The organism is Caulobacter sp. ErkDOM-E, from assembly GCF_048541895.1.
In the GTDB taxonomy this organism is placed as follows: domain Bacteria; phylum Pseudomonadota; class Alphaproteobacteria; order Caulobacterales; family Caulobacteraceae; genus Caulobacter.
The window spans coordinates 976,433-998,417 of record NZ_CP183331.1; the positions used below are offsets into that span (position 1 = coordinate 976,433).

The following is a 21,985-nucleotide window of genomic DNA, read 5'->3' on the forward strand; positions in this document are numbered from 1 at the left end:
GCCCAACCGGCGTTTCCGGCCTGCGGCAGTCTAGCCTCGCACCGTCCTTACAGCGGTGAGACCCGGCCTTCGGCCGGGGGCGCTGGCGAGACGCGCTATCGCGTTCGCTTGGCTTGACTCTATGTTATATATATCTAACATTAAGTTTGGATTTATCGACATGAAGGGGTTCAGCTATGCCGCATAGAGAGAAGCTCGCCTGGATGACGCTGCTGCTGATTGCAGCAACCTACGGGCCCTATTTCGCCCACGTGGTGATATCGCCGCCGGCGCCCGGCGTTCTGCCGAACCTGCCGCAGTTGTGGTTGCTGGCGCTGGCGGCGGGCGGCAACGGCGTGCTGCACATTCTTGGCCGTATCGCCTTGCGGGTCGGGGCGCCGGAAGACGCCCGCGCGCCGGCCGACGAGCGAGACCGCGACATCCAGCGCCGCTCCAGCATGGTGGCCTACTATGTGATGATGATCGGCATGATGCTGGTCGGCATGGTCATGCCGTTCACGACGAGCGGCTGGGAACTCGTCAATGCTGGTCTGCTGGCGATCGTGCTCGCCGAGATCACCCAGAATGGCCTGGCGGCCTGGAGTTATCGCCGGAGCGCGGCATGAGCGGCGGGATGATCATCAACCAGATCCGCACCCTGCGTTTTCTGGCGGGTGAGATGTCTCAGGCTGAACTCGGCAAGCGGATCGGACTGACCCGTCAGACCGTCGCGGCCATTGAAGCCGGCAAGTACTCGCCGACCCTCGAGGCCGCCTTCAGGATCGCCGAAGTCTTCGGCAAGCCGCTCGAAGAGGTGTTTCAGTGGTCCAGCAAGGGCTAATGCGTCACACGGTGCCTTGGTCGGCTCCGTCAGCGCATCCGGGGTCTGCCAGGCCTTGCCGCTGAGGGCGCTGTCATAGCCCAGCTTGAACAGCGCCTTGCGATTGGCGGCCTTGAAGTCGAGGCCCGAGGTATCAGCGTCGGCCTCGTCTGGGATGGCGCTGAACAGCAGCCCGCCGCTGTTTCGACGGGCGAATGAGGCGCTGGCGGTCAGGTGTGTGCGCATCTGGGCCTTGCTCATGGTGCTCCAGGCCCGGCCGACAATGGCCAGGGTTCTGCCCTTGGTGAAGGCGAAGCTCCCGCCGATCTTGCCATTGACGATCACGCGGATATTGCCCTGTTGCGCCGTGTCCTGGCCCTGGATGGCTTCAGGCAGGGTCCAGAGCAGCAGCCCCTCGGGCGCGACGAAAAACGGCGTACTCACACCGCCATCGACATGCATTTCCGAAAGGCTGCGACCCTTGCCCTGAACCTCGATCAGGGTCGGCGGGAAGACACCCGGGATGCTGGCCGACGCGACCAGAACGTCCTGGAACAGCTTGAGGGCAGCGGCGTCGCCACGCGAGGCGATCGCGCCCATGTCCCAGATCACCGTCTCCTCGGTGTCCAGATTGGTCGTGGCGATCAGCAGGCTGCGACCTTGGGCGTGCTCGACCGAAATGGCATACAGCAGCGGCGGATCGACATAGGCCTCGACCAGTCCGCGCAGGGCGGTGTTGTTGTAGACGCTTGCCCGGAACAGGAAGTCCAGGCCCCGCCGCTGGAGAATATGATCGGCCGCCTTGCTGGTGTAGGCCTCGGTCAGGCGCTTGTCCCAGTCCGGCCCCAGAAAGGCGAAGGGCGCGGTCAGGGCCCCGGTGCTTACGCCGGTGACGATATCGAACTGTGGCCGTCCACCGGCCTTGGTCCAGCCGACCAGAAGGCCTGCGCCGTAAGCCCCGTTCGAGCCCCCGCCGGATACGGCCAGCACGTTCAGGTTTCTTCGGTCCGCCGTGCGGGCGCGGGCCGCCTCCGCAAAGCGGATACCGGCGGCCGTATCGCCGGCGTTGAAGCGGATGTCGCTCAGACCCTGCGGAGCGCCGCCCAGCATATCGCCTGCGCTATAGGTCTCGCGGGGCAGGGAGCCACAGGCGGCGAGCATCAGGCTGGCCAGCAGGACGATCAAAATCCGGGCCGTGCGCATGCGGGGCCAACCAAGGCTAAGGGAGCGTCGCCAACCTAGTGCGGCCGTCTCCGAATACAAAGGACCCTAAACGCAAATAGGCCGGCGCAAGCGCCGGCCTATAGGAAGCTTTCGAAGAGCGCCGGCGTACCGGCGCTTTTCTGACTGGATTAAGCTTGCAGCTGGCCAGCGGACATCTTGCCGCTGCGCTTGTCTTGTTCCAGTTCGTAGGTGATCTTCTGGCCCTCATTGAGGGTGCGAAGGCCGGCGCGTTCAACGGCCGAGATGTGCACAAAAACGTCCGAGCCGCCGTCATCCGGTTGGATGAAGCCGAAGCCCTTGGTGCCGTTGAACCACTTAACGGTGCCGGTAGCCATGGTGTGTAGTCCTTTGGATAGCAGTCGCCGCCGGAAGCGTTCCGTTCGACGATCAAATTTCGTTGGGGATCGGTAGGCGCGTCCGGCGCTTCCTCGAAGGAAGCATGGAATAGCAGGCCGAACGGCAGCGAATTCGATAGCTTCATGATGAGGGTTTACGGCCGCGCCAGCAAGGGGAATCTTGAGCTCAGCTTTTCACCGCCTCTGGCGAACGCTTCAGATCTTCGCGATGAGGTCGTGTTGGCCCTTTGCGGCGAAGTCTGGCGAGGGCAGGTCCTGCGACGAAACAGCCTTGCGGCCGCCGCTATTGCGAGTCATTCTCAATAACATCTCCAGGCCACAGGAGGCGAGGATGGTATTGCAAACAACCGGTGCGAACTGGCTGACCCTGATGATGCGCGCCGAACGGGCGCGTCGGGGCTTTGATCCGCTGGACAGCGAATGGCTGCTGTATGGCCCGACCGATCCGGACGCCGTTGAGGGTGGAGTCGAGGATGACGCCCCTGATCTGCTGGCGGCTGAATAGGCGGTTGCGGTCTAGGTCAGCGCCTTGCGGGCCGCTTCCCAGTACTGGGCGCCGGTGATCAGGGTGATGATGGCCGCCAGCCACAGCAGGCCGTGGATCGCCAGAGTGGCGGGCCCCACGACGTCCGGGGTGTCGGGCAGGCCGAAGGCCCCCCAAGACGCCAGCACCATCTCGGCGCCGATGGCCACCAGCTGCAGGGTGGTCTTCCACTTGGCCAGCACGGTGACGGGCAGCTTGATCCCCTTGCCGGCCCCGACCTCGCGCAGGGCGCTGACGGCGAATTCGCGGAACAGGATCAGGCCGGCCGGCAGCACGATCATCGGGTTGGGTCCCAGGGCCATCAGACCCAGCAGGGCGCCGCAGACCAGGATCTTGTCGCCGATGGGATCGAGGATCGCGCCCCACACGGTGACGGCGTCGAGCTTGCGGGCCAGCCAGCCATCGAAGAAGTCGGTGAGGGCGGCGATCACAAACGCCCAGAACGCCCAGCGTTCCAGCCGCAACTGATCTTCCAAGGTCAGGCGTTCGCTGAGATAGGGCAGCGCGCCGGCGGCGGCGGCCAGCGCCACGAACATGAACAGGGCGACGACAAGGCGCGAGGCGGTGAGGATGTTCGGAAGATTCTTCATGGTGAGTTTCTAACGCGGGAAATGGTCAAAGGGCTACGCCGCTGTAAGACCTAAACCATAACGGGCATTTTTCGTAGCGGGGAACTCGCCCACTCTGGCTATACAGAGGACAAGGGAACGAGGCAGGAGTTCGGGGTTTTGCGAAGTCTTGATCGCATGAATCTTCTGGATCGTGTCCGGCGCCAGGTCCGGGGGCGCGTCAATTCTGTTCGCGTCCGGCTCATTCTGTTGACGGTCAGCCTGCTGGTTCCCGCAGTGCTGAGCATGGGCTTCCTGCTGGCGGGCGCCGATCGTCATGGCCGCGCGCAAACCTACCAGCAGATGCTGACCACGGCCCGCGCCCTTTCGGGCACCGTGGATCAGCAGACCGCCGTCGGGATCGCTGTCGTCGAGACCCTGGCCAGCGACCAGACCCTGCAAGCCGGTGATCTGAAGGAATTTGACGCCCGCGCCCGCCGCGTGATGGAGCTGCGGACGGGCTGGGTCGTGGTGACCGACGTCGCCGGCCAGCAGCTCATCAACACCCTGCGCCCCTTCGGCGCGCCCCTGCCCCAGGTGCAAAGGCCACAACAGCTGACCCAGGCCCTCATGGCCGGCCAGAGCCGGGTGTCGGATCTGCGGGTTGGCCGGGTGTCCAAGAAGCCGGTGATCACCGTAGGGGCCCGGGTCGATATCGAGGGTCAGCCCCATCTTCTGGCCTATGTGGTCGAGGCCGCCTCGTTCACGTCGGTCTTCCGCCAGCAGCGTGTTCCCGATGGCTGGATCGCCACCCTGGTGGACAGCAACTACAAGGTCATCGCCCGCTCCGCCGACAATGCCATGTGGACCGGTCGCACCGTACCGGCCGCGACGATTGAAAGCCTGAAACGCGCCCACGAGGGTATCGGCAAGAGCGTATCGCTCGAAGGCGTGCCGACCGTGGTGGCCTATACGCGGTCGGCCCAGACGGGCTGGACCCTGATCGTCGCGATTCCCCGCGCCGAGCTGGATGGCGCGGTGATCCGGTCCGTCGCCGTCGCAACCGGCGTCTTCGGGCTGCTGCTGGTGTTGGGCATCAGTATGGCGCTGTTCGTCTCGCGCGGCATCAATCGCCAGGTGAGCGTCCTGGTCGCCGCCGCCCGCGCGATCGGCGAGGGGCAGCCGGTGGGCGAGCCGAGCGGGCGAAGCCTCGAGGAAGTGGCCGCTATCCATGACGCCCTGGCCGTCGCGTCCCGTGAACTGAAAACCCGCGAAGACCGTCAGAAGGTGATGATCAACGAGCTGAACCACCGGGTGAAGAACACCCTGGCCACGGTTCAGGCCCTGGCGCGCCAGACGTTCGGCAAGCTGGAAGGGGCGCCGGTCGAGATGTTCACGGAGCGGCTGATCGCCCTTTCGGCCGCCCATGATCTGTTGACCCGCAGCGGTTGGAGCAAGGCCGACCTGGACGAGTTGATGCGCGTCTGCACCCGCGCCCACGGCGAACGGATCGCCTATTCGGGTCCGCCCGTCTCCCTGGATCCCCACACCGCCGTGGCCCTGTCGATGGTGTTTCACGAACTGGCCACCAACAGCGCCAAGTACGGCGCCCTGTCGGCGCCGGCCGGGCGGGTCAGCATCGACTGGCGGATCGATCCCCAGACCCGGGTCCTGACCCTTGTCTGGATCGAGACGGGCGGCCCTCCCGTGACCGCGCCCAGCAAGCCGGGTTTTGGCACCCGGCTGATCGACAGCTCGATCCGCCGGGAACTGAAGGGTTCGCCCAGCTTCGACTTCCGGCTCGAGGGTCTGGTGTTCGAGGCGACCCTGCCCTTGCCGGCGCCGGACGCCGTGCGCTGGGCCAATCCGTTCTGAGCATGGCGCCCGACAGCAGAGAGGTCGCCGCCTTCATGGCGCAGGCGGGACTGCCGCCGCGCTTCGCCAGTCTGGCCGACCGGCTCCATATCCCCCTCGCCGCGCGGATCGCCCAAGCGTCTGCTGGACGCGACAGGCCGCTGGTGGTCGGCCTCTGCGCGCCGCAGGGGGCGGGCAAGTCGACCCTGACGGCGCTGGTGACCCGGCTGCTAAGGGGCCGGGGCCTGAAGACCGCCAATCTGTCGCTGGACGATCTTTATCTGACCCATGCCGAGCGTCTGGTTCTAGGCCGGACGGTCCATCCCCTGCTGCGCACGCGCGGGGTTCCGGGGACCCACGACATCCCGCTGGGTCTGGGCGTGCTGGACGCTCTAGCCCATCCGGGCCGCGTGCTGCTGCCCCGCTTCGACAAGGCCGCCGACGACCGCGCGTCTGTCGCGGACTTCGAGCCCTTCGAGGGACCGGCGCAGGTGATCCTGCTGGAGGGCTGGTGCGTGGGCGCCCGGGCCCAGCCCGAGGCCGCCCTCGATGAGCCGGTCAACGCCCTCGAGCGTGAGGAAGACCCTGCGGGCGTCTGGCGGGGCTTCGCCAATGCCGCCCTGGCGGGCCCCTATCGCGCGCTGTTCGACAGGATCGATCTTCTGGTCGCGATGACCGCCCCCGACTTTGCCACCGTGCGCGCCTGGCGGGGCCAGCAGGAGCAGCGCCTGCGTCACGATCTGGCCGCCAGGGGCCGTGACCCCCGGCTGGCGATGGACGAGATGGCCCTGGACCGCTTCGTCGCCCACTATCAGCGTCTGACCGAGTGGATCGCCCGCGATCTGCCGCCCCGCGCCGACATCGCCATCCGTCTGGACGCGGACCGTGAGCCGGTCGAGATGCGGGGTTTCTAGAGCATTTTCGAGCGAAGTGGATTCCGGTTCGCGTGAAGAAAATGCGTTAAAACAAGAACTGGAGCTCCGGACTGACGCAGTCAGGACGGAATGCTCTAGTCTTCCACCGTCCGCACGCGGTCGACGACCCGCACGGTATAGCAGCGGCGCTTGCCCAGTTCGGTGCCGCAGAAGCCGGGCTCCTCGGAGCCCTCCCGCAGCCTGACCCAGCGGTCGCGGTTGCACTCGAACCAGGCGTGCTGGAACTCCCGATGGTCGACGTCCTGATGGAACACCGGGACCCGATTGACCGAATAGAACCGCACCATGCCGCTGAGGCCGCCGAAGCTGCCCCGGCCATTGACCAGCCCGCACACGCGGCCCGTGCGGGTGGACCAGACCGCGCCCAGATCCAGCGGATTGGTTTGGTTCAGCCGAGTCTTCAGATTGGCCCGCACATGGCCCCATTCGGCCCGGGCCTTGGGCTTTTCGATCAGCATCTGCTCGGCCGTCGCCGGGGGCAGGGTGGCGTTGACGCTTTCCACGCGCATCAGATCGATGACGCCGAACACCAGCGCGCCCAGGATAGCGACCACGATCACGCCCGAGAGGATGCGCGGCAGCAACGGCATGCGGCGCGGCTTGTCCCAGACCGGTCTCGTCATCGGCGCTCTCCTGTCCCTGCGGGCGAGAGTGCGCAGCGCCACCTAGTTTGACAAGTGTAAAAGATTACGGTCTTAAACTTAAGGTTCAGGGCGCGTTCCGTCTGCCGCCCCATCCTCGTCCTCCTCTTCGCGCGCGATCGATTCCGATCGCGGGGGAGGCGGCGGATCGGCGGTAAAGAAGGCGCCCAGCAGCATCATCATCCCGGCCAGTGGGGCCATGGCCCTTTTGGAGCGCCTGGCGTTGCGGACGCCCCAGATCGCCGCCGGCGTCAGAACGGCGATGACGGCAAGGGTGATCAGGATCGCGATCAGATCGGACATGCCCCTGATGTGGCCCGCCCGGGCCGCGTCACAAGGCCTGGCTTCAGCTCTTGCGGAAGAAGGCGTGGATGCGCTCGGCCAGGGCCTGGCTGACGCCCTCGACTTTCAGCAGGTCCTCGACCCCCGCGCGGCCGACGCCCTTGGCCGAGCCAAACGCGTGCAGCAGGGCCTTCTTGCGGCCCGGACCCACGCCCTCGATCTCGTCGAGCGGGTTCTTCTTCAGGTCCATCGAGCGGCGGGTGCGGTGGGCGCCGATGGCGAAGCGGTGGGCTTCGTCGCGCAGGCGCTGCAGGTAGTAGAGCACCGGCGATTTCGGCTCGAGCATGAACGGCGTCTTGTCGGGCATGAAGAAGCGTTCGAGGCCCGCGTCGCGGTCCGGACCCTTGGCCACGCCCACGACGGCGATGTCGTCGACGCCCAGCTCGGCCATGATCTCCAGCGCCGCGTCCAACTGGCCCTTGCCGCCGTCGACCAGCACCAGATCGGGGCGGTTGTCGCTGTCACCGCCTTCCTCCTCCTTGACCAGGCGGGCGAAGCGGCGCTTGAGCACCTCCTTCATCATGCCGTAGTCATCGCCGGGGGTGAGCTCGGTGCTCTTGATGTTGAACTTGCGGTACTGGCCCTTCATGAAGCCGTCCGGCCCGGCCACGATCATGCCGCCCACGGCGTTGGTGCCCTGGATGTGGCTGTTGTCATAGACCTCGATCCGCTCGGGCGCGGTATCCAGCCCGAAGGCTTCGCCGACCCCGGCCAGCAGCTTGGTCTGGGCGCTGCCCTCGGCCATCTTGCGGCCCAGCGCCTCGCGGGCATTGGTCAGGGCGTGCTGCACCAGATCGGCTTTCTCGCCGCGCCGCGGCACGGCGATCTCGACCTTGCGGCCGCTTTTCAGGGCGAAGGCCTCGGCCAACAAGGCAGCCTCTGCGGGTTCGATATTGGCCAGGATCAGGCGCGGTATCGGCTTGTCGTCATAGAACTGGCCGAGGAAGGCGGTCATGGCCTGGGCCTCCTCGCTGACGCCTTCTTCTTCCGCCGCGCCGGTGATGCGGGGGAAGTAGGCGCGGTTGCCCCAGTTCTGACCGGCCCGGAAGAAGAACACCTGCACGCAGGCCTGGCCGCCCTCGACGTGCAGGGCCACGACATCGGCCTCGTCCACGGTTTCGGGATTGATCTGGCTTTCCTGGGCCACCGAGGAAAGGGCGCGGATGCGGTCGCGCAGTCGGGCGGCGCGCTCGAACTCCAGGTCCTCGGCGGCGGCCTCCATCTCGGCGGCCATGGTCGCCATCACCGCGCGGGACTTGCCTCTTAGGAAAGCCTCGGCCTGGTCCACCAGGGCCTGATAGTCGGGGATACTGACCAGCCCCGTGCACGGCGCCGCGCAGCGCTTGATCTGGTACAGCATGCAGGGCCGGTCGCGGCCCTCATAGACGCTGTCGCTGCACGAGCGCAGCAGGAACGCCTTCTGCAGGGTGTTGAGCGTGCGGTTCACCGCCCAGGTGCTGGCGAACGGCCCGAAATAGTCGCCCTTGATCGCATGGGCGCCGCGATGCTTGCGCAGTTGCGGCGCGTCATGGTCGCGGCGGATCATGATCTCGGGAAAGCTCTTGTCGTCGCGCAGTAGCACGTTGAAGCGCGGCTTCAGCGCCTTGATCAGATTGATCTCGAGCAGCAGGGCGTCAGCTTCGGTGCGGGTGGTGACGAACACCATGGACCGGGTCGCGTCGACCATGTGGGCGATGCGGTTGGTGTGGAAGCGGCCCTGGGCGTACTGGATCACCCGCTTCTTCAGGCTCTTGGCCTTGCCCACATACAGGACCTCATCGTCCTCGCCGATCATCCGATAGACGCCGGGCCCGTCAGGCAGGCGCGCGGCCTCGTCCTTGATCAGGTCGGCGCCGCGCAGGGCGGGGGCGTCTTGGACGGTGGGGGAGGGGCTGTCGTCGTTCACGACGGACATATAGGCGAGTCTGGGCGGTTCAGCGACGTTCAAGGCTGTGGAACACGCGGGCGACAATCACGCGCTCTCCCTGCACGGCGTATTGCAGGACATAGCCCGCAGAGCCGAAAGGAACGATGAGTTCCCTCAGATTGTCCCGCACCAGGCGGCCGCGTTCGGGAAAGGTTGCGAGGCTCTTGGTCGCCGCGATGATCGCTTGGGTCGCCCGTTTTGCCGCGCCGGGTGCACGATCTGCAAGCCAGCCTCGCAGGTATTGGATGTCTCGCCGCGCTTCCGCCGAGAGTTCAACAGCCTTCATCCAGCGGTTCTGGGCCTTGGCTCAGGTGGGGGCAGTTCGTTATCGGTATCCCAGGATGCGACCCAGCGCTCCACGTCTGCCAGGGGTATGCCGCCCTCGCGTTCGGCATTTTCGGCGATGCGCTGGACCTCGTTCCAGTGCGCCTCGCTGTCGTTGAAGCCGCGGTCATTGCCGAACACCAGATCGAGGCCTTTAGCGGCCAGGTCCTCGACACTCTGACCCGTCGCCTCGGCGCGCGCCTTGATGCGCTGAGCCAGAGCCGCGTCTATCGTCAGGGTCAGTTCACCGTCGGCCATGCCGAGATGATCCTCCCATGCCCGTTTGTCGTCAACCGCGCGGGGCGCTATGACGCGCCCCATGACCACACGCAGCCTCTTCGTCACCCCGCTCTATCAAGCCAGCCTCGCCGGCGAGAAAGACTTCGACGCCTTCATCGACGACCTGCACGACGCCTGCATCGCCGTGGCCGAAGAAGACGAGGCCGGTCAGGCCTGGGCCGAGAAGAAGGGCTATCTGGGCTATACCTCCTACGCCTCGCTGGACGATCTGGCCCTGCGCGACAGCCTGTTCGCCGACCTCAAGAAGAAGCTCGACAAGCACGCGGCGGCCTTCGCCAGGGAGCTTTGCTTCGACCTGGCCGGCGGCAAGCTGGTGATGGACAGCCTGTGGATCAACATCCTCGACCCCGGCGGCCAGCACACCGGCCATATCCATCCGCACAGCGTCATCTCGGGCACGGTCTATGTCACCATCCCGGCCGGCGCCTCGGCCCTGAAGTTCGAGGATCCGCGCCTGCCGATGATGATGGCCGCGCCGACGCGCAACGCCGACGCCCCCGAGACCCTGCAGCCGTTCGTCTATGTGCAGCCGCAGCCGGGCACGATCCTGCTGTGGGAAAGCTGGCTGCGCCACGAGGTGACGCCCAACCAGGCCGACGAACAGCGGATCAGCATCAGCTTCAACTACGCCTGGAAGTAGGCCCGTCAGTGGAAGGGGCGCACCTCGACGGGGGCGCGGCAGGCGACGGCGGCCTTGCGGCCCCAGTCCAGAGCCGCATCCAGATCCGCCACCTCCAGCACCCAGAAGCCGCCGACATGCTCCTCGGTCGACAGGTACGGTCCGGGCATGACCTGCACCTGTCCATCCGGCCGGAGACGTAGTGAGAGGGCTCGGCCGGGGGCCTGCAGCCCGCCCACGAAAACCCTGACGCCGGCGGCGACCATCGCCTCGTTCAGGGCGCTGATTCCCCGACGCATCGCCTCGTCCTCGGCGGCGGCCGGGTCGTAGTCGTCCGGGCGGTGCAGGGCTATCAGATAGCGGGTCATGAGGTCTCCGGATGTTGATCCCGGGCGGTCACCGCCCTGCTGTCTGACAAGAGACGAACGACCTGACCGCAGTCCGACATCGTTTGCGGGCTTTTTTGACAGGCCTTTCCGGATTTCAGGCCGAGATCGCCTCAAGCTCGCGCGCGATCCGCACCCGCCAGCCGCGCTCCAGGGTCCAGGCGGCGATGCCCAGCCACAGCAGGCCCAGGAAGGCGTGGCCGCGCTGCCAGTAGCCGACGTCATAGCCGGTGCGCACATTCCACACCCCGGTCAGCAGGGCGAACACCAGCAGCAGGCCAAAGAACCAGCCCAGCGAGAACTGAGCCAGGCGCTTGTGGCCCGGAACGCCCCACAGGGCCCAGGCCGTGAACAGCGGCGCGAACTGGATAGCCAGGCCCACGCCGCAGGCGCGGTGCATCTCGTCGGGCCAGTGGAACAGTCCGGCGAAGATCGCCCCCAGTCCGGTCAGGGCCACCCACAGGCCGGTGAAGGCCGAGACCGCGCGACGCCCGCCGGCATGCTCCAGGGCATGGGTGAAGCCGGCCCCGGCGAACAGGCCGGCCGTCCCGGCCAGCACCATGCCGATATTGAACACCAGCGGGGCGGGGGCGGCCGGGCCGCCCAACTCGCTGATGAACTGGGCGCCGGGATCGAAGCCCGGAAACAGCTGCTGGGCCAGCCACACGTCGAACACCATGATCACCGGCGTGATCACGCCGATCTTCAGGAAGGCGCCGGTACGGACAGACACAGGAAAGCGAGCCTCGAAAGCTATGAGGGCGGCAGAATCTCTTCCGCCGCCCTCTGGGTCAATGCCGGTCTTGCCGGAAGTTACTTCGCCGCAGACGGATGGCCCGCCGGCGCGAACTGCGCGCCGAAGAAGTCGCCCGTCTTCCACACAGGACGGTCCTTGGCGTCGGCCAGTTCACGGGCGATCTCGTAGTTGACGAGAGCGAACTTGGCGGCCGCCACATAGTCGATCGGCAGGCTCAGATCGTCGCTGGGCTTGTGATAGTGCGTGGCCAGGAAGTCCTTGAAGCCCTTCTCGCCGCCGTTCTGGAAGCCGGTCATCAGGAACACCGAAGGCACGCCCTGCTCGACGAAGCGATAGTGGTCGCTGCGGGTGAACAGGCCCTCTTCGGGCATAGGGTCACCCGACAGGGCGATGCCGACGCGGCCGGCGGCCTTGGCCACGGCCGGGCCCAGGGTCGAGCGGTCGGCGCCAAAGGCGATCACGTCGGTGAACGGATACAGCAGCACCGGCATGTCCAGGTTCACATTGGCGGCGATGTCGGCCTTGGGCACGGTCGGATTGTTGGCGAAATATTCCGAGCCGATCAGGCCTTTTTCCTCGGCCGTCACGGCGACCAGCAGGATGGTGCGCTTGGGCTTGGTCTTGGCGTTCTTGAAGCCGCGGGCGACCTCCAGCAGGGTGGCGATGCCCGAGGCGTTGTCGAGCGCGCCATTGTTGATCTTGTCGGCGCCCGTGCCGTGGGTGTTGACGCCAGTGTGGTCGAGATGGGCGCTGAGGATGATGGCCTGGGCCTTGAGCGTGGTGTCAGAGCCCTCGATCACGCCGACGACATTGCTGCTCTCGCGCTTCTCGATCTCGCTCTTGAGGGCCACGGCGGCCTTGAACGGCAGGTCGAAGCCCTTGACCGCGCCTTCGGGGGTTTCAGCGGCGGCCAGCACCGCCTCCAGCGAGGTCGGGGCGCCGGCGAACAGCTTGCCGGCGGCCTTGTGGCTGATCGAGGCCAGGTTGTTGGCCGAGACGCCGCGCACGTGGCCAACGTCATTGGCGTCGCGCCAGGTCATGCGCCATTCGCGATAGCCGGCCACGCCGCGCTCGAACGGGCGACGCTTCTCGCCGCTGGCGGTGCTCATGGTGATGATGCCCACCGCGCCGCGCTTGGCGGCTTCGAGGCGCTTGACGTTGCCGTTGCCGTAATGGGCGCGCTCTTCGGTCTGCAGGCTGGACGGGGCGCCGCTCAGCAGGACGACGATCTTGCCCTTCACATCCAGGCCGGCATAGTCGTCGCGGCCTTTTTCCGGGGCTACCAGGCCAAAGCCGACAAAGACCAGCGGGGCGGAGACATTGACCTCGGTCGTCTGGGCCTGGGCGCTGGGCAGGTAGTCCTCCCCGAACTTCAGGGCCTGCTCCTTGCCGTCGGCGCCGGTCAGGGTGATGGACCCCTCGCTGGCGTTCTTGAAGGCCAGCAGCGGCACGCGCTGCAGGTACGAGCCGTTGGCGGCGCCGGGCTTGACGCCCAGCAGGGCGTATTGAGCGGCGACGTAGTTGGCGGCGATGTCATAGCCGCGGGTGCCGGCCTCGCGGCCCTCCATCGCGTCATCGGCCAGGAAGGTCATGTGAGCGCGGATCGCATCGGGCGACGGCGTGAAGCTGGACGCGGGTGTCTTGGCCTTCGGAGCGGCGAGGACGGGTTGGGCGACCATGAGCAGGGCGGCGCTGATAAGAGCGGCGCGGCGCGAAAATGACATCAAGCAGGCTCCAGGGCGGGTCTGGTCCCGCGAAAGGGGCGAACCTTGGCCAGCCCTGAGCGGCTTGTCGAGATTGGGTGACCTGAACGTTTTGTAATGTTGGTTCGTCGGGGGGGGGGGGGGGGGGGGCTCTCGCGGCCTGACATGGCTGATGCGATCTTCACCCTTCTTTTGCGCGAGGGCTTAACCGCGAGATGGGAGAGTGCCTCCATCGCAAAGGAAAGCCTCGTCCATGCAGGCCCTCGCCATCGCTGCCGCCGGCATGACCGCCGCCGCTCACCGCCTCACCGAAAGCGCCCAGCGCACGGCGACGTGGAGCGCGCGCGAGATTGACACCGATCTCGTCAAGGAAGCGGTCGAGCAGGTTTCCGCCAAGACCGATTTCGCAGCCAATGTCGCGGTGGCCAAGACCGCCGACTCCATGACCGGCGCCCTGCTGGACCTGAAGGTCTAGCGCGCCGCTTCAAGGGCGCGCCCGCATCCCCCCAGCGGCTGCGTCCGGATAACGCTCCCCGGGCTTCCCCCAAGTTTGCCCGGGGAGCGGGTTCACCGCTCTCCAGCCTGTCGCGCCCAGCGGGTCGCCGTCTCTCTGGCTCCCGGCGAATCCATCGCGGGCATAACAATGTTATGCTACCGTGGATGGCATTGGCTCGGGGGAGATGACGATGGCTAAGAAGCTGGCTCTGTTCCTGGATGGCACCTGGAACGATCTGAGAATGAAGAACCGCACCAATGTCTCGCGCCTGGCGCAGGCGGTGCTGCCTGAAAGCGCCACCGGGGTTCGACAGGTTGTGTTCTACGACGAAGGCGTTGGTGTCTCGGCCGGCGTCGGCAAGATCGCCGATTTCGCCACCAAGACGCTCGGCGGCGCGCTTGGCAAGGGCCTGGATCGCAAGGTGGAGGCTGCTTACCGCTTCCTGGTTCTGAACTACGAGCCCGGTGACGATATCTATATCTTCGGCTTCAGCCGCGGCGCGTTTACCGCCCGAAGCACGTGCGGCCTGATCCGCAAGATCGGCATTCTCAAGCGCGAATGTTTTGATGTCTGCCCACAAGCCTTCGAGCTCTACGCCGACAGCACCCAGAGCCGCCGCAGTCCGGCCACGGTGCAGTTCCGCGCCCGCTACGGTCACGACGTGGTCTCCGGCGAGGAAGACTATGCCCAATATCTGGACCCCGCCGCGCTGCAGGCGCTGGCGGCGGCCAAGGCGCCGCCAGCCTCGCCGGTGGCGACCTCCACCCTGGAAGAGCTGTTCCAGCACCGCGACACAGCCCAGACCCGAAAACTGCAGATCACCGCCAGGAGCGCGGGGCCAAACGGCGCGGACCGGACACTGCACACCTATCGACTGATGTATGTGGGCCTGTGGGACACCGTGGCGTCCATGGGGCTGCCCGAGCGCCTGGGGCTGTTTGCCGATGCGGCCAATTCGAAATACCGCTTTCACGACACCGAGGCCTCATCGCTGATTTCCAGCCTGAGGCACGCGGTGTCGATCGACGAGAATCGCAAGGTGTTCTCGTCGACCCCGGTCTCCAACATCGACGTGCTGAACCAGGAATGGGCGACGGCGCGGGGCTTTTCGGTGGGCGATGTGGCGCAGAACCTTGAACCTGACCAGCCCCTGACGCCCGGCCCAGCCTATGTTCCGTATCGCTTCCGGCCCTACCAGCAGCGCTGGTTCCCCGGCGATCACGGGGCGGTCGGGGGCGGCAATCCCGTGCTGGGCCTCTCCAGCCACACCCTGCGCTGGATCGCCGAGGGCGCAGCCTGGGCGGGCCTGGAGTTCAACTGGACGGGTGGCCAGCTGGAAGACGCCCGGACCAGCGTCAACCCGCTGGTCGACTGGCCGGAACGCCGCAAGAAGAACCTGCTGGGCAATCTCGGCGGCTACAGCAATCGCAGCGGGCCAAAGCATATCCGCGAGCTGGGCGACACCGCCTACGAGCGCTATTGCCGCGCCCCGGAAGAAATCCCCGCCAACGCCCGTCTGATGGCGGGGCAGCCTGGCCCAAGGCCGCGACTTCCGCCACCGCCGACCTATCCGGCCAACCTGCCCATGGCCTGAGGGCGCAAAACAAGAAAACGCCCCGGCCTTTCGACCGGGGCGCCCTTGTTTCCGGTTCCTGGACCCAGCCTTAGCTGTCCAGGAAGCTCCGCAGCTTGCGCGACCGCGACGGGTGCTTGAGCTTGCGCAGCGCCTTGGCCTCGATCTGACGGATGCGTTCGCGGGTAACCGAGAACTGCTGGCCGACTTCTTCCAGGGTGTGGTCGGTGTTCATGCCGATGCCGAAACGCATGCGCAGCACGCGTTCTTCGCGCGGGGTCAGCGAGGCCAGCACGCGGGTGGTGGTTTCCCGCAGGTTGGACTGGATGGCCGCATCGATGGGCAGGATGGCGTTCTTGTCTTCGATGAAGTCGCCCAGGTGGCTGTCTTCCTCGTCGCCGATCGGCGTTTCGAGGCTGATGGGCTCCTTGGCGATTTTCAGGACCTTGCGGACCTTCTCCAGCGGCATGGCCAGCTTTTCCGACAGCTCCTCGGGGGTCGGCTCGCGGCCGATCTCGTGAAGCATCTGGCGGCTGGTGCGGACGATCTTGTTGATCGTCTCGATCATGTGCACCGGGATGCGGATGGTCCGCGCCTGGTCGGCGATCGAGCGGGTGATGGCCTGACGGATCCACCAGGTGGCGTAGGTCGAGAACTTGTAGCCGCGGCGATATTCGAACTTATCGACGGCTTTCATCAGGCCGATATTGCCTTCCTGGATCAGGTCCAGGAACTGCAGGCCGCGGTTGGTGTACTTCTTGGCGATGGAGATCACGAGGCGCAGATTGGCCTCGACCATTTCCTTCTTGGCCTGACGGGCTTCGCGCTCGCCCTTCTGCACGGTCTGGACGATGCGGCGATAGTCGTCGATCGGCACGCCGGTTTCGGTGGCCAGGGCGGCGATCTCGCTGCGGATGTCGACGACCGAGGTCTGGTCGTTCTCGACGAACTTGGTCCAGCGCACGCCCATGGTCTTGACCTGATCGCTCCAGGTCGGGTTCAGCTCGGAGCCGAAATAGGCCTTCAGGAACTCGCTGCGGCTGATGCCGTAGCTGTCGGCCAGGCGCAGTAGGCGGCCTTCCAGACCGATCAGGCGCTTGTTGATCGCATACAACTGCTCGACCAGGGCCTCGATGCGGTTGTTGTTCAGCTTCAGCGTCTTCAGGTGCAGGATGATGGTCTGCGACAGGGCCTCATAGGCCTTGCGGTCGTTGTTGCTGAGGTCCTCGCCCTTCAGGCGGCTGCCGACCAGCTTGTCCTGCAGCTTGCGGAAGGTTTCGAACTCGCCGGCGATGGCGTCCAGGATGGCCATCACGCCTTCGCGCAGTTCGCCTTCCATGGCGCTGACGGTGGGGCCGGCGCCGTCGTCGAAATCGTCCTCGTCGTCGCCTTCGGCTTCCGGCTTGGGCGCGGCTTCGTCATCGACGGGCTCGGCGGGTTCGGCTTCGGTGTCGTCGGTCGCGGGCTGGGCGGCGACGCCGTTGATGGCGGCGTAGGTGCCTTCAAGGTCGATCACTTCACGCAGCAGGATGCGGCCCGTGCCCAGTTCCTCGCGCCAGACCATGATGGCTTCGAAGGTCAGGGCGCTTTCGCACAGACCCCGGATCATGGTGTCGCGACCGGCTTCGATCCGCTTGGCGATGGCGATTTCGCCTTCGCGCGACAGCAGCTCCACCGAGCCCATTTCGCGCAGATACATGCGCACGGGGTCGTCGGTGCGGTCATAGGCCGACGGCTTGTCGGAGGTGATGACCTGCTGATTGTCTTCGCGGGCGACGACTTCGCCGCCCTCGTTGGTCTCGGCGTCTTCTTCGGCCTCGACGACGTTGACGCCCATCTCGCTGAGCATGGCCAGCGTGTCTTCGATGGCGTCGGGGCTGACTTCTTCCGAAGGCAGCACCTTGTTCAGCTCTTCCATCGTCACGAAGCCGCGGGCTTTCGCCTGCTTGATGAACTTCTTGACGCCGGCGTCGGTCAGGTCGAGGAGCGGACCGTCGCTGCCGGTGGACTCAGGCGCTTCCGTATCGGCCGAGGAATTGTTGCTCATCAAGGTCTCCGAAGTCGACGCGGCATCCCCCGCGAGACGCGCGCCGAAAAAATTCTAGATCCGAAAAGGTCCCGCCCGCCTGGAGCCGCGCCGTCCTTCGGTGGTTTCCCAAAAAAATCTTGGCGTCAAAGCGCCGCATTGGGTCAGCGCTGAACGTTCGCCACGGAAGAGCGCTCCGCGAGAAACCTCTCGGCGGAGACACGGGCGTGTCAGCGCGGCCTTGTGCGTACGATCTTGACGATCCGCGACCACTTGGGATCCAGCGTCGGCGGCGAGGGTGACATCCTGTTTCGGTAAGGGCGCGCGCGATGCGACGGCGGCCCGCTCGATGTCAATCAGCTGCTTGGCAAATCCTTGAGTCGGCAAATGGCGGCGCGGAGGGGCGGAGTCAAGGGGGCGTGGCCTATTCCGGCCTTTACTTCCGCTCTCCCCGGCGAAGGCCGGGGCCCAGATTCATCCAGAGCGTCTTGGGATGACGCGCCTACTGCCTTAGCCTGATCGACAACCTCCCTGGGCTCGATCTGGGCCCCGGCCTTCGCCGGGGAGAGAGAGAAATTGTAACCATGGATTGAAAATATTGGATCTATATCGTTATGGTTAGCCATGGCTTTCCACGTCTACATCATGGCCAGCCGTCGCAACGGCACACTCTACACCGGCTCGACCGGCAACCTCGCCAGCCGCGTGTATGACCATCAAACGGGTGAGAAAGGCTTCACTGCCAGATATGGCTGCACGCTTCTCGTCTGGTACGAGATCCACGATTCCCGTGAGAGCGCGCTGATCCGCGAACGCCAGATCAAGGAGTGGCGGCGGGGCTGGAAGTTGCGCTTGATCGAGGAGCGGAACCCGGAGTGGCGCGATTTGGCCCTCGAATTCCTTGGCTAAACCGACCCCCAGCCCGCTCTCCCCGGCGAAGGCCGGGGCCCAGATTCATCCAGAGCGTTTGGGGATGATGCGCCCTCTGACAAAGCCAGGCGCACTAACCTCTCTGGGTTCGATCTGGGCCCCGGCCTTCGCCGGGGAGAGCGGATTCAGGACTCCCCCCGCCAGAACTCCAGATTGCTGATCTGGCGCTGAAGCACGCCGATGCGGGTGCGCAGGTCGCGGGTGGCGGTCAGGCTGCCGGCGGTGACGGGTTCGTGGCGCAGGGATTCCAGGGCCTGTTCGGAATTGGCGACCTCGATCACCGCCTCGTAGCACGCCGACCACAGGGCCCGGGCGCGGTGCTGCTCCATGTTCGGGTCCAGGAACGGCGCGCCCGCCAGGGCCTGGGCGACGCGCTCAAGCTCGGCGATCTGCGGCGCAAAGCCCCTGCGGGCCAGGATCTCGCGGAACGGGGCGTCGTCGTGCATGTCGTCGACCAGGGCCTCGAACAGTTCCAGCGCCAGGGGGCGCAGGCGCGGATCGCCAAAGCCCACCCGCTCGATGGCCTCGTCATAGGGGCGGGCCCAGCCGGGATGGTCGATGGCGGCCACGGCGATGGCTGCGTGGAAGGGATTGATGCGCTCGCCGATCAAGGCGCGGGCGATGCCGCGAATGCCGGGGTCAGGCGGCTCGCGCTTGCCGTTCTTCCACTGGCCGCGCGGGGTGAACGGCCGCCCACCGCCATAGGCCCCGCCATAACCGCCGCCGTCATTGGGCGTGAAGGTCGTGCGTGGGAACAGGGCGTCCAGCCTGCCCAGCAGGTCGTCCTTGTAGGCCTGGGCCAGGTCCTTGTCGGCGATGCTGGCGGCGGCGGCGCGCAGACGCTGTTTCAGGCCGGCCTTGCGCTCGGGCGTGTCCAGCGGCTCAAGATCCCGCTCGCGGGTGAACAACTGCTCGACAAAGGGCGTGGTGTTGGAGACCTGGGCCTTGAGCGCCGCCGGGCCCTGTTCGCGCAGCACATCGTCGGGGTCCTTGCCGCCGGTCACCAGCGAGAAGCGGAACGAGCGCCCGGGCTTCAGCAGGGGCAGGGCGCGGTCCATGGCCCGGCTGGCGGCGCGCTGGCCGGCCTTGTCGCCGTCGAAGCACAGGGTGGGCTCGGGATGCAGGCGCCACAGCACCTCCATCTGCTCCTCGGTCATGGCCGTGCCCATGGCCGCCACGGCCGCGACGCCGGCCCGGTGGCAGGCGATGACGTCCATATAGCCTTCCACCACCACCAGCGGATTGGTCTCGGTGGGGGCGGCGGCCTGGGCCGCGTGCAGGATCTTGCGGGCTTCATACAGGCCGTACAGCAGCCGGCCCTTGTGGAAGAGGCTGGTCTCGGGGCCGTTCAGATATTTGGCCCGCGCGGCGGGATCCATGGCCCGGCCGCCGAACGAGACGACCTTGCCGCGCGTGTCGGTGATCGGAAAGATGATCCGGTCGCGGAACCGGTCATAGGGCGCGCCGCCGTCTTCCGGGGCGATCAGCACCCCGGCCTCGACCAGATCGCCCGGCTGGGCGCCCTTGGCGATCAGATAGTCCTTCAGCCCCGTGCGGTTGTTGGGCGCAAAGCCGATGTGGAAGCGGCTCCACTCGCTCTCGGGCAGACCCCGGCGCTCCAGATAGGCGCGGGCGGCCTGGCCCACCGGGCGGCGCAGCTCGCTCTCGAACCAGGCGGCGGCCAGCTCCATCCAGTCGCCCAGGCCCTGGCGTTTCCGGTCTTCCTGGGCGGCGCGGACGTCGGGCTCGGGCAGCACCATGCCCGCTTCCGAGGCCAGCCGCTCGACCGCCTCGGTGAAGGTCAGCCGCTCGGTTTCCTGCAGGTAGCTGATGATGTCGCCGTGCTTGCCGCTGGAGAAGCAGTGATAGAAACCCTTGTCGTCATTGACGAAGAACGACGGGCTCTTCTCCTTGGTAAAGGGCGACAGCCCCGCATATTCGCGCCCCTGCCGCCGCAGCTTCACCGATTTCCCGATCACGTCGGAAGGGCGAAGGCGGGACTTCAGTTCTTCAAGGAAGCGGTCGTCGAAGCGCATGGCGGGTGGCCTGTAGCATAGGCCATGGCGCGTGGGCGCTGAATCAAGGGATCGTGAGGGCGGGGACCGCCGCCGCTTTGGACGGATCGCGGTTCGATCCGCTTCGGGCGCCAGGACGATCAGGACAGGGTTCTTCTCCATCCGCTCTCCCCGGCGAAAGCCGGGCCCCAGATTCAGCCTGAGCCTTTGGGGATGACGCGCCTCTAGACCTGGCCGACGCGATGGGCGCCTGTGGGTTCGATCTAGGCCCCGGCCTTCGCCGGGGAGAGCGCAGAACTGGGACTGCGGCGATCTCAAGAGGTCGCCTATCCCCGTGCCCGCACGGGGATAACCCAGCCCCGACCCCAACAAATTCAACGCCCTAACCCCGCCGACCACCGTCACGATCGAAAATCGACGCAGCCCCCTCAGAAACGCCCGTATTCTTCTCCTCGCCCCGCCCCTGGGGAGGCCGTCCAGCTGGCGACCTGACGGGGGGTGGGGGCGGTCGAGCGGGTCGCGCCCGTCGGTCGTCGTCTGAAGGCCCGATGGGGTCTGGCGGAGCGGAGCGGTCCTGCGGGGGCCGAACGTGATGAAGCCGGATCCGGACCGCCGGGAACACCCTTTGGCGACGCCCGGCAAGGCGCTCCAGGCGCGGGCTGAAATCGCCCGCGCGGTCCGGAAGGGTCGCTTCCCTTCCGCCCGCCGGGGGCCTCTCAATCGGGAGCGGGTTAAAACCCCGCGCCCCGAGGGCTCACTGGAAAATCAACCGCGCGGAGCGCTCCGGCCACGGCCGAAACGGTACTCCACTCCACACTCATCCGGGCCTGGCCCGGACGCTCCGCCGCCTCCCCACACTTGCCGCTCAAACCGGCGAGGATGCGAACCCGTGCGTTTGTCAGATCGCCGCTGTCGTCGCGATTTCCTGCCGGCCGATCTCTTGCCTGAACGTCACCACCAGCACGTCGCGCAGGGCGGGGCGGGCGGAGTCTTCGGGGCGGATCGGGGGTGACGCCGTGCAGCACCCGCAGGTCGTCCAGAGGCGCCATGTCGGCTGCGGTGACAGCTCACTGAATCAGGCTTTGGCGACGGCGCGCCAGTCAGTCCAAGCGCTCGCTACGAGGTCAAAGCCTTGAGTGAATGGCCTGCGTTGCCACCGAAATCCAAGCGAGCACAGAGTGCGCGCTCACGTTAAGTCACTGCATCGGCCCTTGAGGCGTAAGCCGGACCGCAGGGCGCTTGATGCCGATCCACAGGGAGAGGCCAAACAGAAGGGTCAGGACCGGCAGCCACAGCATCCGCTCGGCCGCCGAGGGGGTGACGATATGCATGGTGATGCCGAGGGCCATGTAGGCGCAGACCAGCCAGATCAACCATCGTGGGCCCCACGGGGTCCGCAGGCCGCTGGCGCCCAGGGCGATGCGGGTCATGGCCAGCAGCAGGAGGATCGAGATCACGGGGATCACCCGGACTTTCAGCGGCAGTGCGCCCGACCACTGGCCACCGAGGGTCAGGTGACCCCAGGGCGCGCCCAGGATCAGCGCGATCTGGAACAGAACCACCAGGCTCATCAGGGCGGCGAAGGCCAGTCCGGCGATCTTCATGTCGGCGAACTCGCTATGCAACCCAGGTGTTTGATCACGGGCGTGGAGTGGGGACCAGCCTTGCCAGTTCAGAGCACTTTTC

The 21,985-nt window shown here is 66.3% G+C and carries 21 protein-coding genes and 2 pseudogenes; 9 read left to right on the forward strand and 14 right to left on the reverse strand.

The features are described from left to right. Window positions 1-176 precede the first annotated feature (176 nt). Entirely contained in the window at window positions 177-605 is a 429-nt protein-coding gene (locus ACN2C7_RS04855; RefSeq protein ID WP_419254335.1) for a hypothetical protein, read from the forward strand. Between the two features lie 53 nt (window positions 606-658). Then, a complete protein-coding gene (locus tag ACN2C7_RS04860) occupies window positions 659-820 on the forward strand; it encodes a helix-turn-helix transcriptional regulator (RefSeq protein WP_419321406.1) in 162 nt (53 codons plus the stop codon). Between the two features lie 465 nt (window positions 821-1,285). Here ACN2C7_RS04860 and ACN2C7_RS04865 read toward each other — a convergent pair. Beyond that, window positions 1,286-2,002 (reverse strand): annotated as a pseudogene (locus ACN2C7_RS04865) (patatin-like phospholipase family protein); the annotation flags it as partial. Window positions 2,003-2,151: 149 nt separating this feature from the next. Continuing rightward, on the reverse strand, window positions 2,152-2,358 hold the full coding sequence (locus ACN2C7_RS04870; protein WP_062148808.1) for a cold-shock protein: 207 nt from the start codon (window positions 2,356-2,358) through the stop codon (window positions 2,152-2,154). A gap of 352 nt (window positions 2,359-2,710) precedes the next feature. Between ACN2C7_RS04870 and ACN2C7_RS04875 the strand changes: the two genes are divergently transcribed. Then, window positions 2,711-2,884 carry a hypothetical protein gene (locus ACN2C7_RS04875; protein WP_419320186.1) on the forward strand — a complete coding sequence of 58 codons (174 nt, stop codon included), beginning with the start codon at window positions 2,711-2,713 and terminating at the stop codon, window positions 2,882-2,884. A gap of 11 nt (window positions 2,885-2,895) precedes the next feature. Here the strand turns inward: ACN2C7_RS04875 and pgsA are convergent, their stop codons facing one another. Next, the gene (pgsA, locus tag ACN2C7_RS04880; protein WP_419320187.1) at window positions 2,896-3,513 is read right to left on the reverse strand and encodes a CDP-diacylglycerol--glycerol-3-phosphate 3-phosphatidyltransferase; all 618 of its coding nucleotides are present in this window, start codon (window positions 3,511-3,513) and stop codon (window positions 2,896-2,898) included. Between the two features lie 228 nt (window positions 3,514-3,741). On the opposite strand from pgsA, the gene ACN2C7_RS04885 reads away from it, so the two are divergent. Both ACN2C7_RS04885 and ACN2C7_RS04890 read left to right on the forward strand, forming a co-directional pair. Beyond that, on the forward strand, window positions 3,742-5,346 hold the full coding sequence (locus tag ACN2C7_RS04885) for a sensor histidine kinase (RefSeq protein WP_419320188.1): 1,605 nt from the start codon (window positions 3,742-3,744) through the stop codon (window positions 5,344-5,346). Between the two features lie 2 nt (window positions 5,347-5,348). Then, window positions 5,349-6,239 (forward strand): kinase, encoded by an 891-nt coding sequence (locus ACN2C7_RS04890; RefSeq protein ID WP_419320190.1) that lies wholly within the window; start codon window positions 5,349-5,351, stop codon window positions 6,237-6,239. 95 nt (window positions 6,240-6,334) lie between these two features. On the opposite strand, the gene ACN2C7_RS04895 is transcribed toward ACN2C7_RS04890, so the two are convergent. From ACN2C7_RS04895 to ACN2C7_RS04915, 5 genes are all read right to left on the reverse strand, one after another. After that, a complete protein-coding gene (locus ACN2C7_RS04895; RefSeq protein WP_419320191.1) occupies window positions 6,335-6,883 on the reverse strand; it encodes a hypothetical protein in 549 nt (182 codons plus the stop codon). Window positions 6,884-6,961: 78 nt separating this feature from the next. Further along, on the reverse strand, window positions 6,962-7,204 hold the full coding sequence (locus ACN2C7_RS04900; RefSeq protein ID WP_419320192.1) for a hypothetical protein: 243 nt from the start codon (window positions 7,202-7,204) through the stop codon (window positions 6,962-6,964). Between the two features lie 43 nt (window positions 7,205-7,247). Next, the gene (gene uvrC, locus ACN2C7_RS04905; RefSeq protein WP_419320193.1) at window positions 7,248-9,158 is read right to left on the reverse strand and encodes an excinuclease ABC subunit UvrC; all 1,911 of its coding nucleotides are present in this window, start codon (window positions 9,156-9,158) and stop codon (window positions 7,248-7,250) included. 19 nt (window positions 9,159-9,177) lie between these two features. Next, window positions 9,178-9,456: a type II toxin-antitoxin system RelE/ParE family toxin gene (locus tag ACN2C7_RS04910; RefSeq protein ID WP_419320194.1), complete on the reverse strand. Its 279-nt coding sequence runs from the start codon at window positions 9,454-9,456 to the stop codon at window positions 9,178-9,180. Continuing rightward, window positions 9,453-9,752, reverse strand: coding sequence for an antitoxin (locus ACN2C7_RS04915; protein ID WP_419320195.1), 300 nt, complete (start codon window positions 9,750-9,752; stop codon window positions 9,453-9,455). Before ACN2C7_RS04915 ends, ACN2C7_RS04910 begins: the two co-directional genes overlap by 4 nt. A 61-nt stretch (window positions 9,753-9,813) precedes the next feature. On the opposite strand from ACN2C7_RS04915, the gene ACN2C7_RS04920 reads away from it, so the two are divergent. Further along, the gene (locus ACN2C7_RS04920) at window positions 9,814-10,434 is read left to right on the forward strand and encodes a TIGR02466 family protein (protein WP_419320197.1); all 621 of its coding nucleotides are present in this window, start codon (window positions 9,814-9,816) and stop codon (window positions 10,432-10,434) included. A 5-nt stretch (window positions 10,435-10,439) separates the two neighbouring features. On the opposite strand, the gene ACN2C7_RS04925 is transcribed toward ACN2C7_RS04920, so the two are convergent. The 3 genes and pseudogenes from ACN2C7_RS04925 to ACN2C7_RS04935 all read right to left on the reverse strand — a co-directional run bounded on the left by ACN2C7_RS04925 (window position 10,440) and on the right by ACN2C7_RS04935 (window position 13,280). Next, entirely contained in the window at window positions 10,440-10,781 is a 342-nt protein-coding gene (locus tag ACN2C7_RS04925; RefSeq protein ID WP_419320199.1) for a YciI family protein, read from the reverse strand. A 115-nt stretch (window positions 10,782-10,896) separates the two neighbouring features. Further along, window positions 10,897-11,594 (reverse strand): annotated as a pseudogene (locus ACN2C7_RS04930) (DUF998 domain-containing protein). Window positions 11,595-11,612: 18 nt separating this feature from the next. Continuing rightward, window positions 11,613-13,280: a M20/M25/M40 family metallo-hydrolase gene (locus tag ACN2C7_RS04935; protein ID WP_419320200.1), complete on the reverse strand. Its 1,668-nt coding sequence runs from the start codon at window positions 13,278-13,280 to the stop codon at window positions 11,613-11,615. A gap of 232 nt (window positions 13,281-13,512) precedes the next feature. Between ACN2C7_RS04935 and ACN2C7_RS04940 the strand changes: the two genes are divergently transcribed. Together ACN2C7_RS04940 and ACN2C7_RS04945 are read left to right on the forward strand one after the other, a co-directional pair. Then, complete coding sequence (locus ACN2C7_RS04940) at window positions 13,513-13,734, forward strand: flagellar hook protein FlgE (RefSeq protein WP_419320202.1); 222 nt, start codon at window positions 13,513-13,515, stop codon at window positions 13,732-13,734. A 211-nt stretch (window positions 13,735-13,945) separates the two neighbouring features. Further along, window positions 13,946-15,349, forward strand: a complete 1,404-nt coding sequence (locus ACN2C7_RS04945; protein WP_419320203.1) for a DUF2235 domain-containing protein — start codon at window positions 13,946-13,948, stop codon at window positions 15,347-15,349. 70 nt (window positions 15,350-15,419) lie between these two features. Here ACN2C7_RS04945 and rpoD read toward each other — a convergent pair whose 3' ends face one another. Continuing rightward, entirely contained in the window at window positions 15,420-17,375 is a 1,956-nt protein-coding gene (gene rpoD / locus ACN2C7_RS04950; RefSeq protein WP_419320205.1) for an RNA polymerase sigma factor RpoD, read from the reverse strand. Between the two features lie 603 nt (window positions 17,376-17,978). Between rpoD and ACN2C7_RS04955 the strand changes: the two genes are divergently transcribed. Next, the gene (locus ACN2C7_RS04955) at window positions 17,979-18,263 is read left to right on the forward strand and encodes a GIY-YIG nuclease family protein (protein ID WP_419320206.1); all 285 of its coding nucleotides are present in this window, start codon (window positions 17,979-17,981) and stop codon (window positions 18,261-18,263) included. Between the two features lie 146 nt (window positions 18,264-18,409). Here ACN2C7_RS04955 and dnaG read toward each other — a convergent pair whose 3' ends face one another. Together dnaG and ACN2C7_RS04965 are read right to left on the reverse strand one after the other, a co-directional pair. After that, window positions 18,410-20,320, reverse strand: a complete 1,911-nt coding sequence (dnaG, locus tag ACN2C7_RS04960) for a DNA primase (protein WP_419320207.1) — start codon at window positions 20,318-20,320, stop codon at window positions 18,410-18,412. Between the two features lie 1,175 nt (window positions 20,321-21,495). Next, on the reverse strand, window positions 21,496-21,903 hold the full coding sequence (locus tag ACN2C7_RS04965; protein WP_419320208.1) for a hypothetical protein: 408 nt from the start codon (window positions 21,901-21,903) through the stop codon (window positions 21,496-21,498). Between the last annotated feature and the right edge of the window lie 82 nt (window positions 21,904-21,985).

Bases quoted from the DNA above. Each gene is read 5' to 3' on its own strand.
- ACN2C7_RS04855 (WP_419254335.1), top strand. From the start codon at position 177: ATGCCGCATAGAGAGAAGCTCGCCTGGATGACGCTGCTGCTGATTGCA.
- ACN2C7_RS04860 (WP_419321406.1), top strand. From the start codon at position 659: ATGTCTCAGGCTGAACTCGGCAAGCGGATCGGACTGACCCGTCAGACC.
- ACN2C7_RS04870 (WP_062148808.1), bottom strand. From the start codon at position 2,358: ATGGCTACCGGCACCGTTAAGTGGTTCAACGGCACCAAGGGCTTCGGC.
- ACN2C7_RS04875 (WP_419320186.1), top strand. From the start codon at position 2,711: ATGGTATTGCAAACAACCGGTGCGAACTGGCTGACCCTGATGATGCGC.
- pgsA (WP_419320187.1), bottom strand. From the start codon at position 3,513: ATGAAGAATCTTCCGAACATCCTCACCGCCTCGCGCCTTGTCGTCGCC.
- ACN2C7_RS04890 (WP_419320190.1), top strand. From the start codon at position 5,349: ATGGCGCCCGACAGCAGAGAGGTCGCCGCCTTCATGGCGCAGGCGGGA.
- ACN2C7_RS04895 (WP_419320191.1), bottom strand. From the start codon at position 6,883: ATGACGAGACCGGTCTGGGACAAGCCGCGCCGCATGCCGTTGCTGCCG.
- ACN2C7_RS04900 (WP_419320192.1), bottom strand. From the start codon at position 7,204: ATGTCCGATCTGATCGCGATCCTGATCACCCTTGCCGTCATCGCCGTT.
- uvrC (WP_419320193.1), bottom strand. From the start codon at position 9,158: ATGTCCGTCGTGAACGACGACAGCCCCTCCCCCACCGTCCAAGACGCC.
- ACN2C7_RS04910 (WP_419320194.1), bottom strand. From the start codon at position 9,456: ATGAAGGCTGTTGAACTCTCGGCGGAAGCGCGGCGAGACATCCAATAC.
- ACN2C7_RS04915 (WP_419320195.1), bottom strand. From the start codon at position 9,752: ATGGCCGACGGTGAACTGACCCTGACGATAGACGCGGCTCTGGCTCAG.
- ACN2C7_RS04920 (WP_419320197.1), top strand. From the start codon at position 9,814: ATGACCACACGCAGCCTCTTCGTCACCCCGCTCTATCAAGCCAGCCTC.
- ACN2C7_RS04925 (WP_419320199.1), bottom strand. From the start codon at position 10,781: ATGACCCGCTATCTGATAGCCCTGCACCGCCCGGACGACTACGACCCG.
- ACN2C7_RS04935 (WP_419320200.1), bottom strand. From the start codon at position 13,280: ATGTCATTTTCGCGCCGCGCCGCTCTTATCAGCGCCGCCCTGCTCATG.
- ACN2C7_RS04940 (WP_419320202.1), top strand. From the start codon at position 13,513: ATGCAGGCCCTCGCCATCGCTGCCGCCGGCATGACCGCCGCCGCTCAC.
- ACN2C7_RS04945 (WP_419320203.1), top strand. From the start codon at position 13,946: ATGGCTAAGAAGCTGGCTCTGTTCCTGGATGGCACCTGGAACGATCTG.
- rpoD (WP_419320205.1), bottom strand. From the start codon at position 17,375: ATGAGCAACAATTCCTCGGCCGATACGGAAGCGCCTGAGTCCACCGGC.
- ACN2C7_RS04955 (WP_419320206.1), top strand. From the start codon at position 17,979: ATGGCTTTCCACGTCTACATCATGGCCAGCCGTCGCAACGGCACACTC.
- dnaG (WP_419320207.1), bottom strand. From the start codon at position 20,320: ATGCGCTTCGACGACCGCTTCCTTGAAGAACTGAAGTCCCGCCTTCGC.
- ACN2C7_RS04965 (WP_419320208.1), bottom strand. From the start codon at position 21,903: ATGAAGATCGCCGGACTGGCCTTCGCCGCCCTGATGAGCCTGGTGGTT.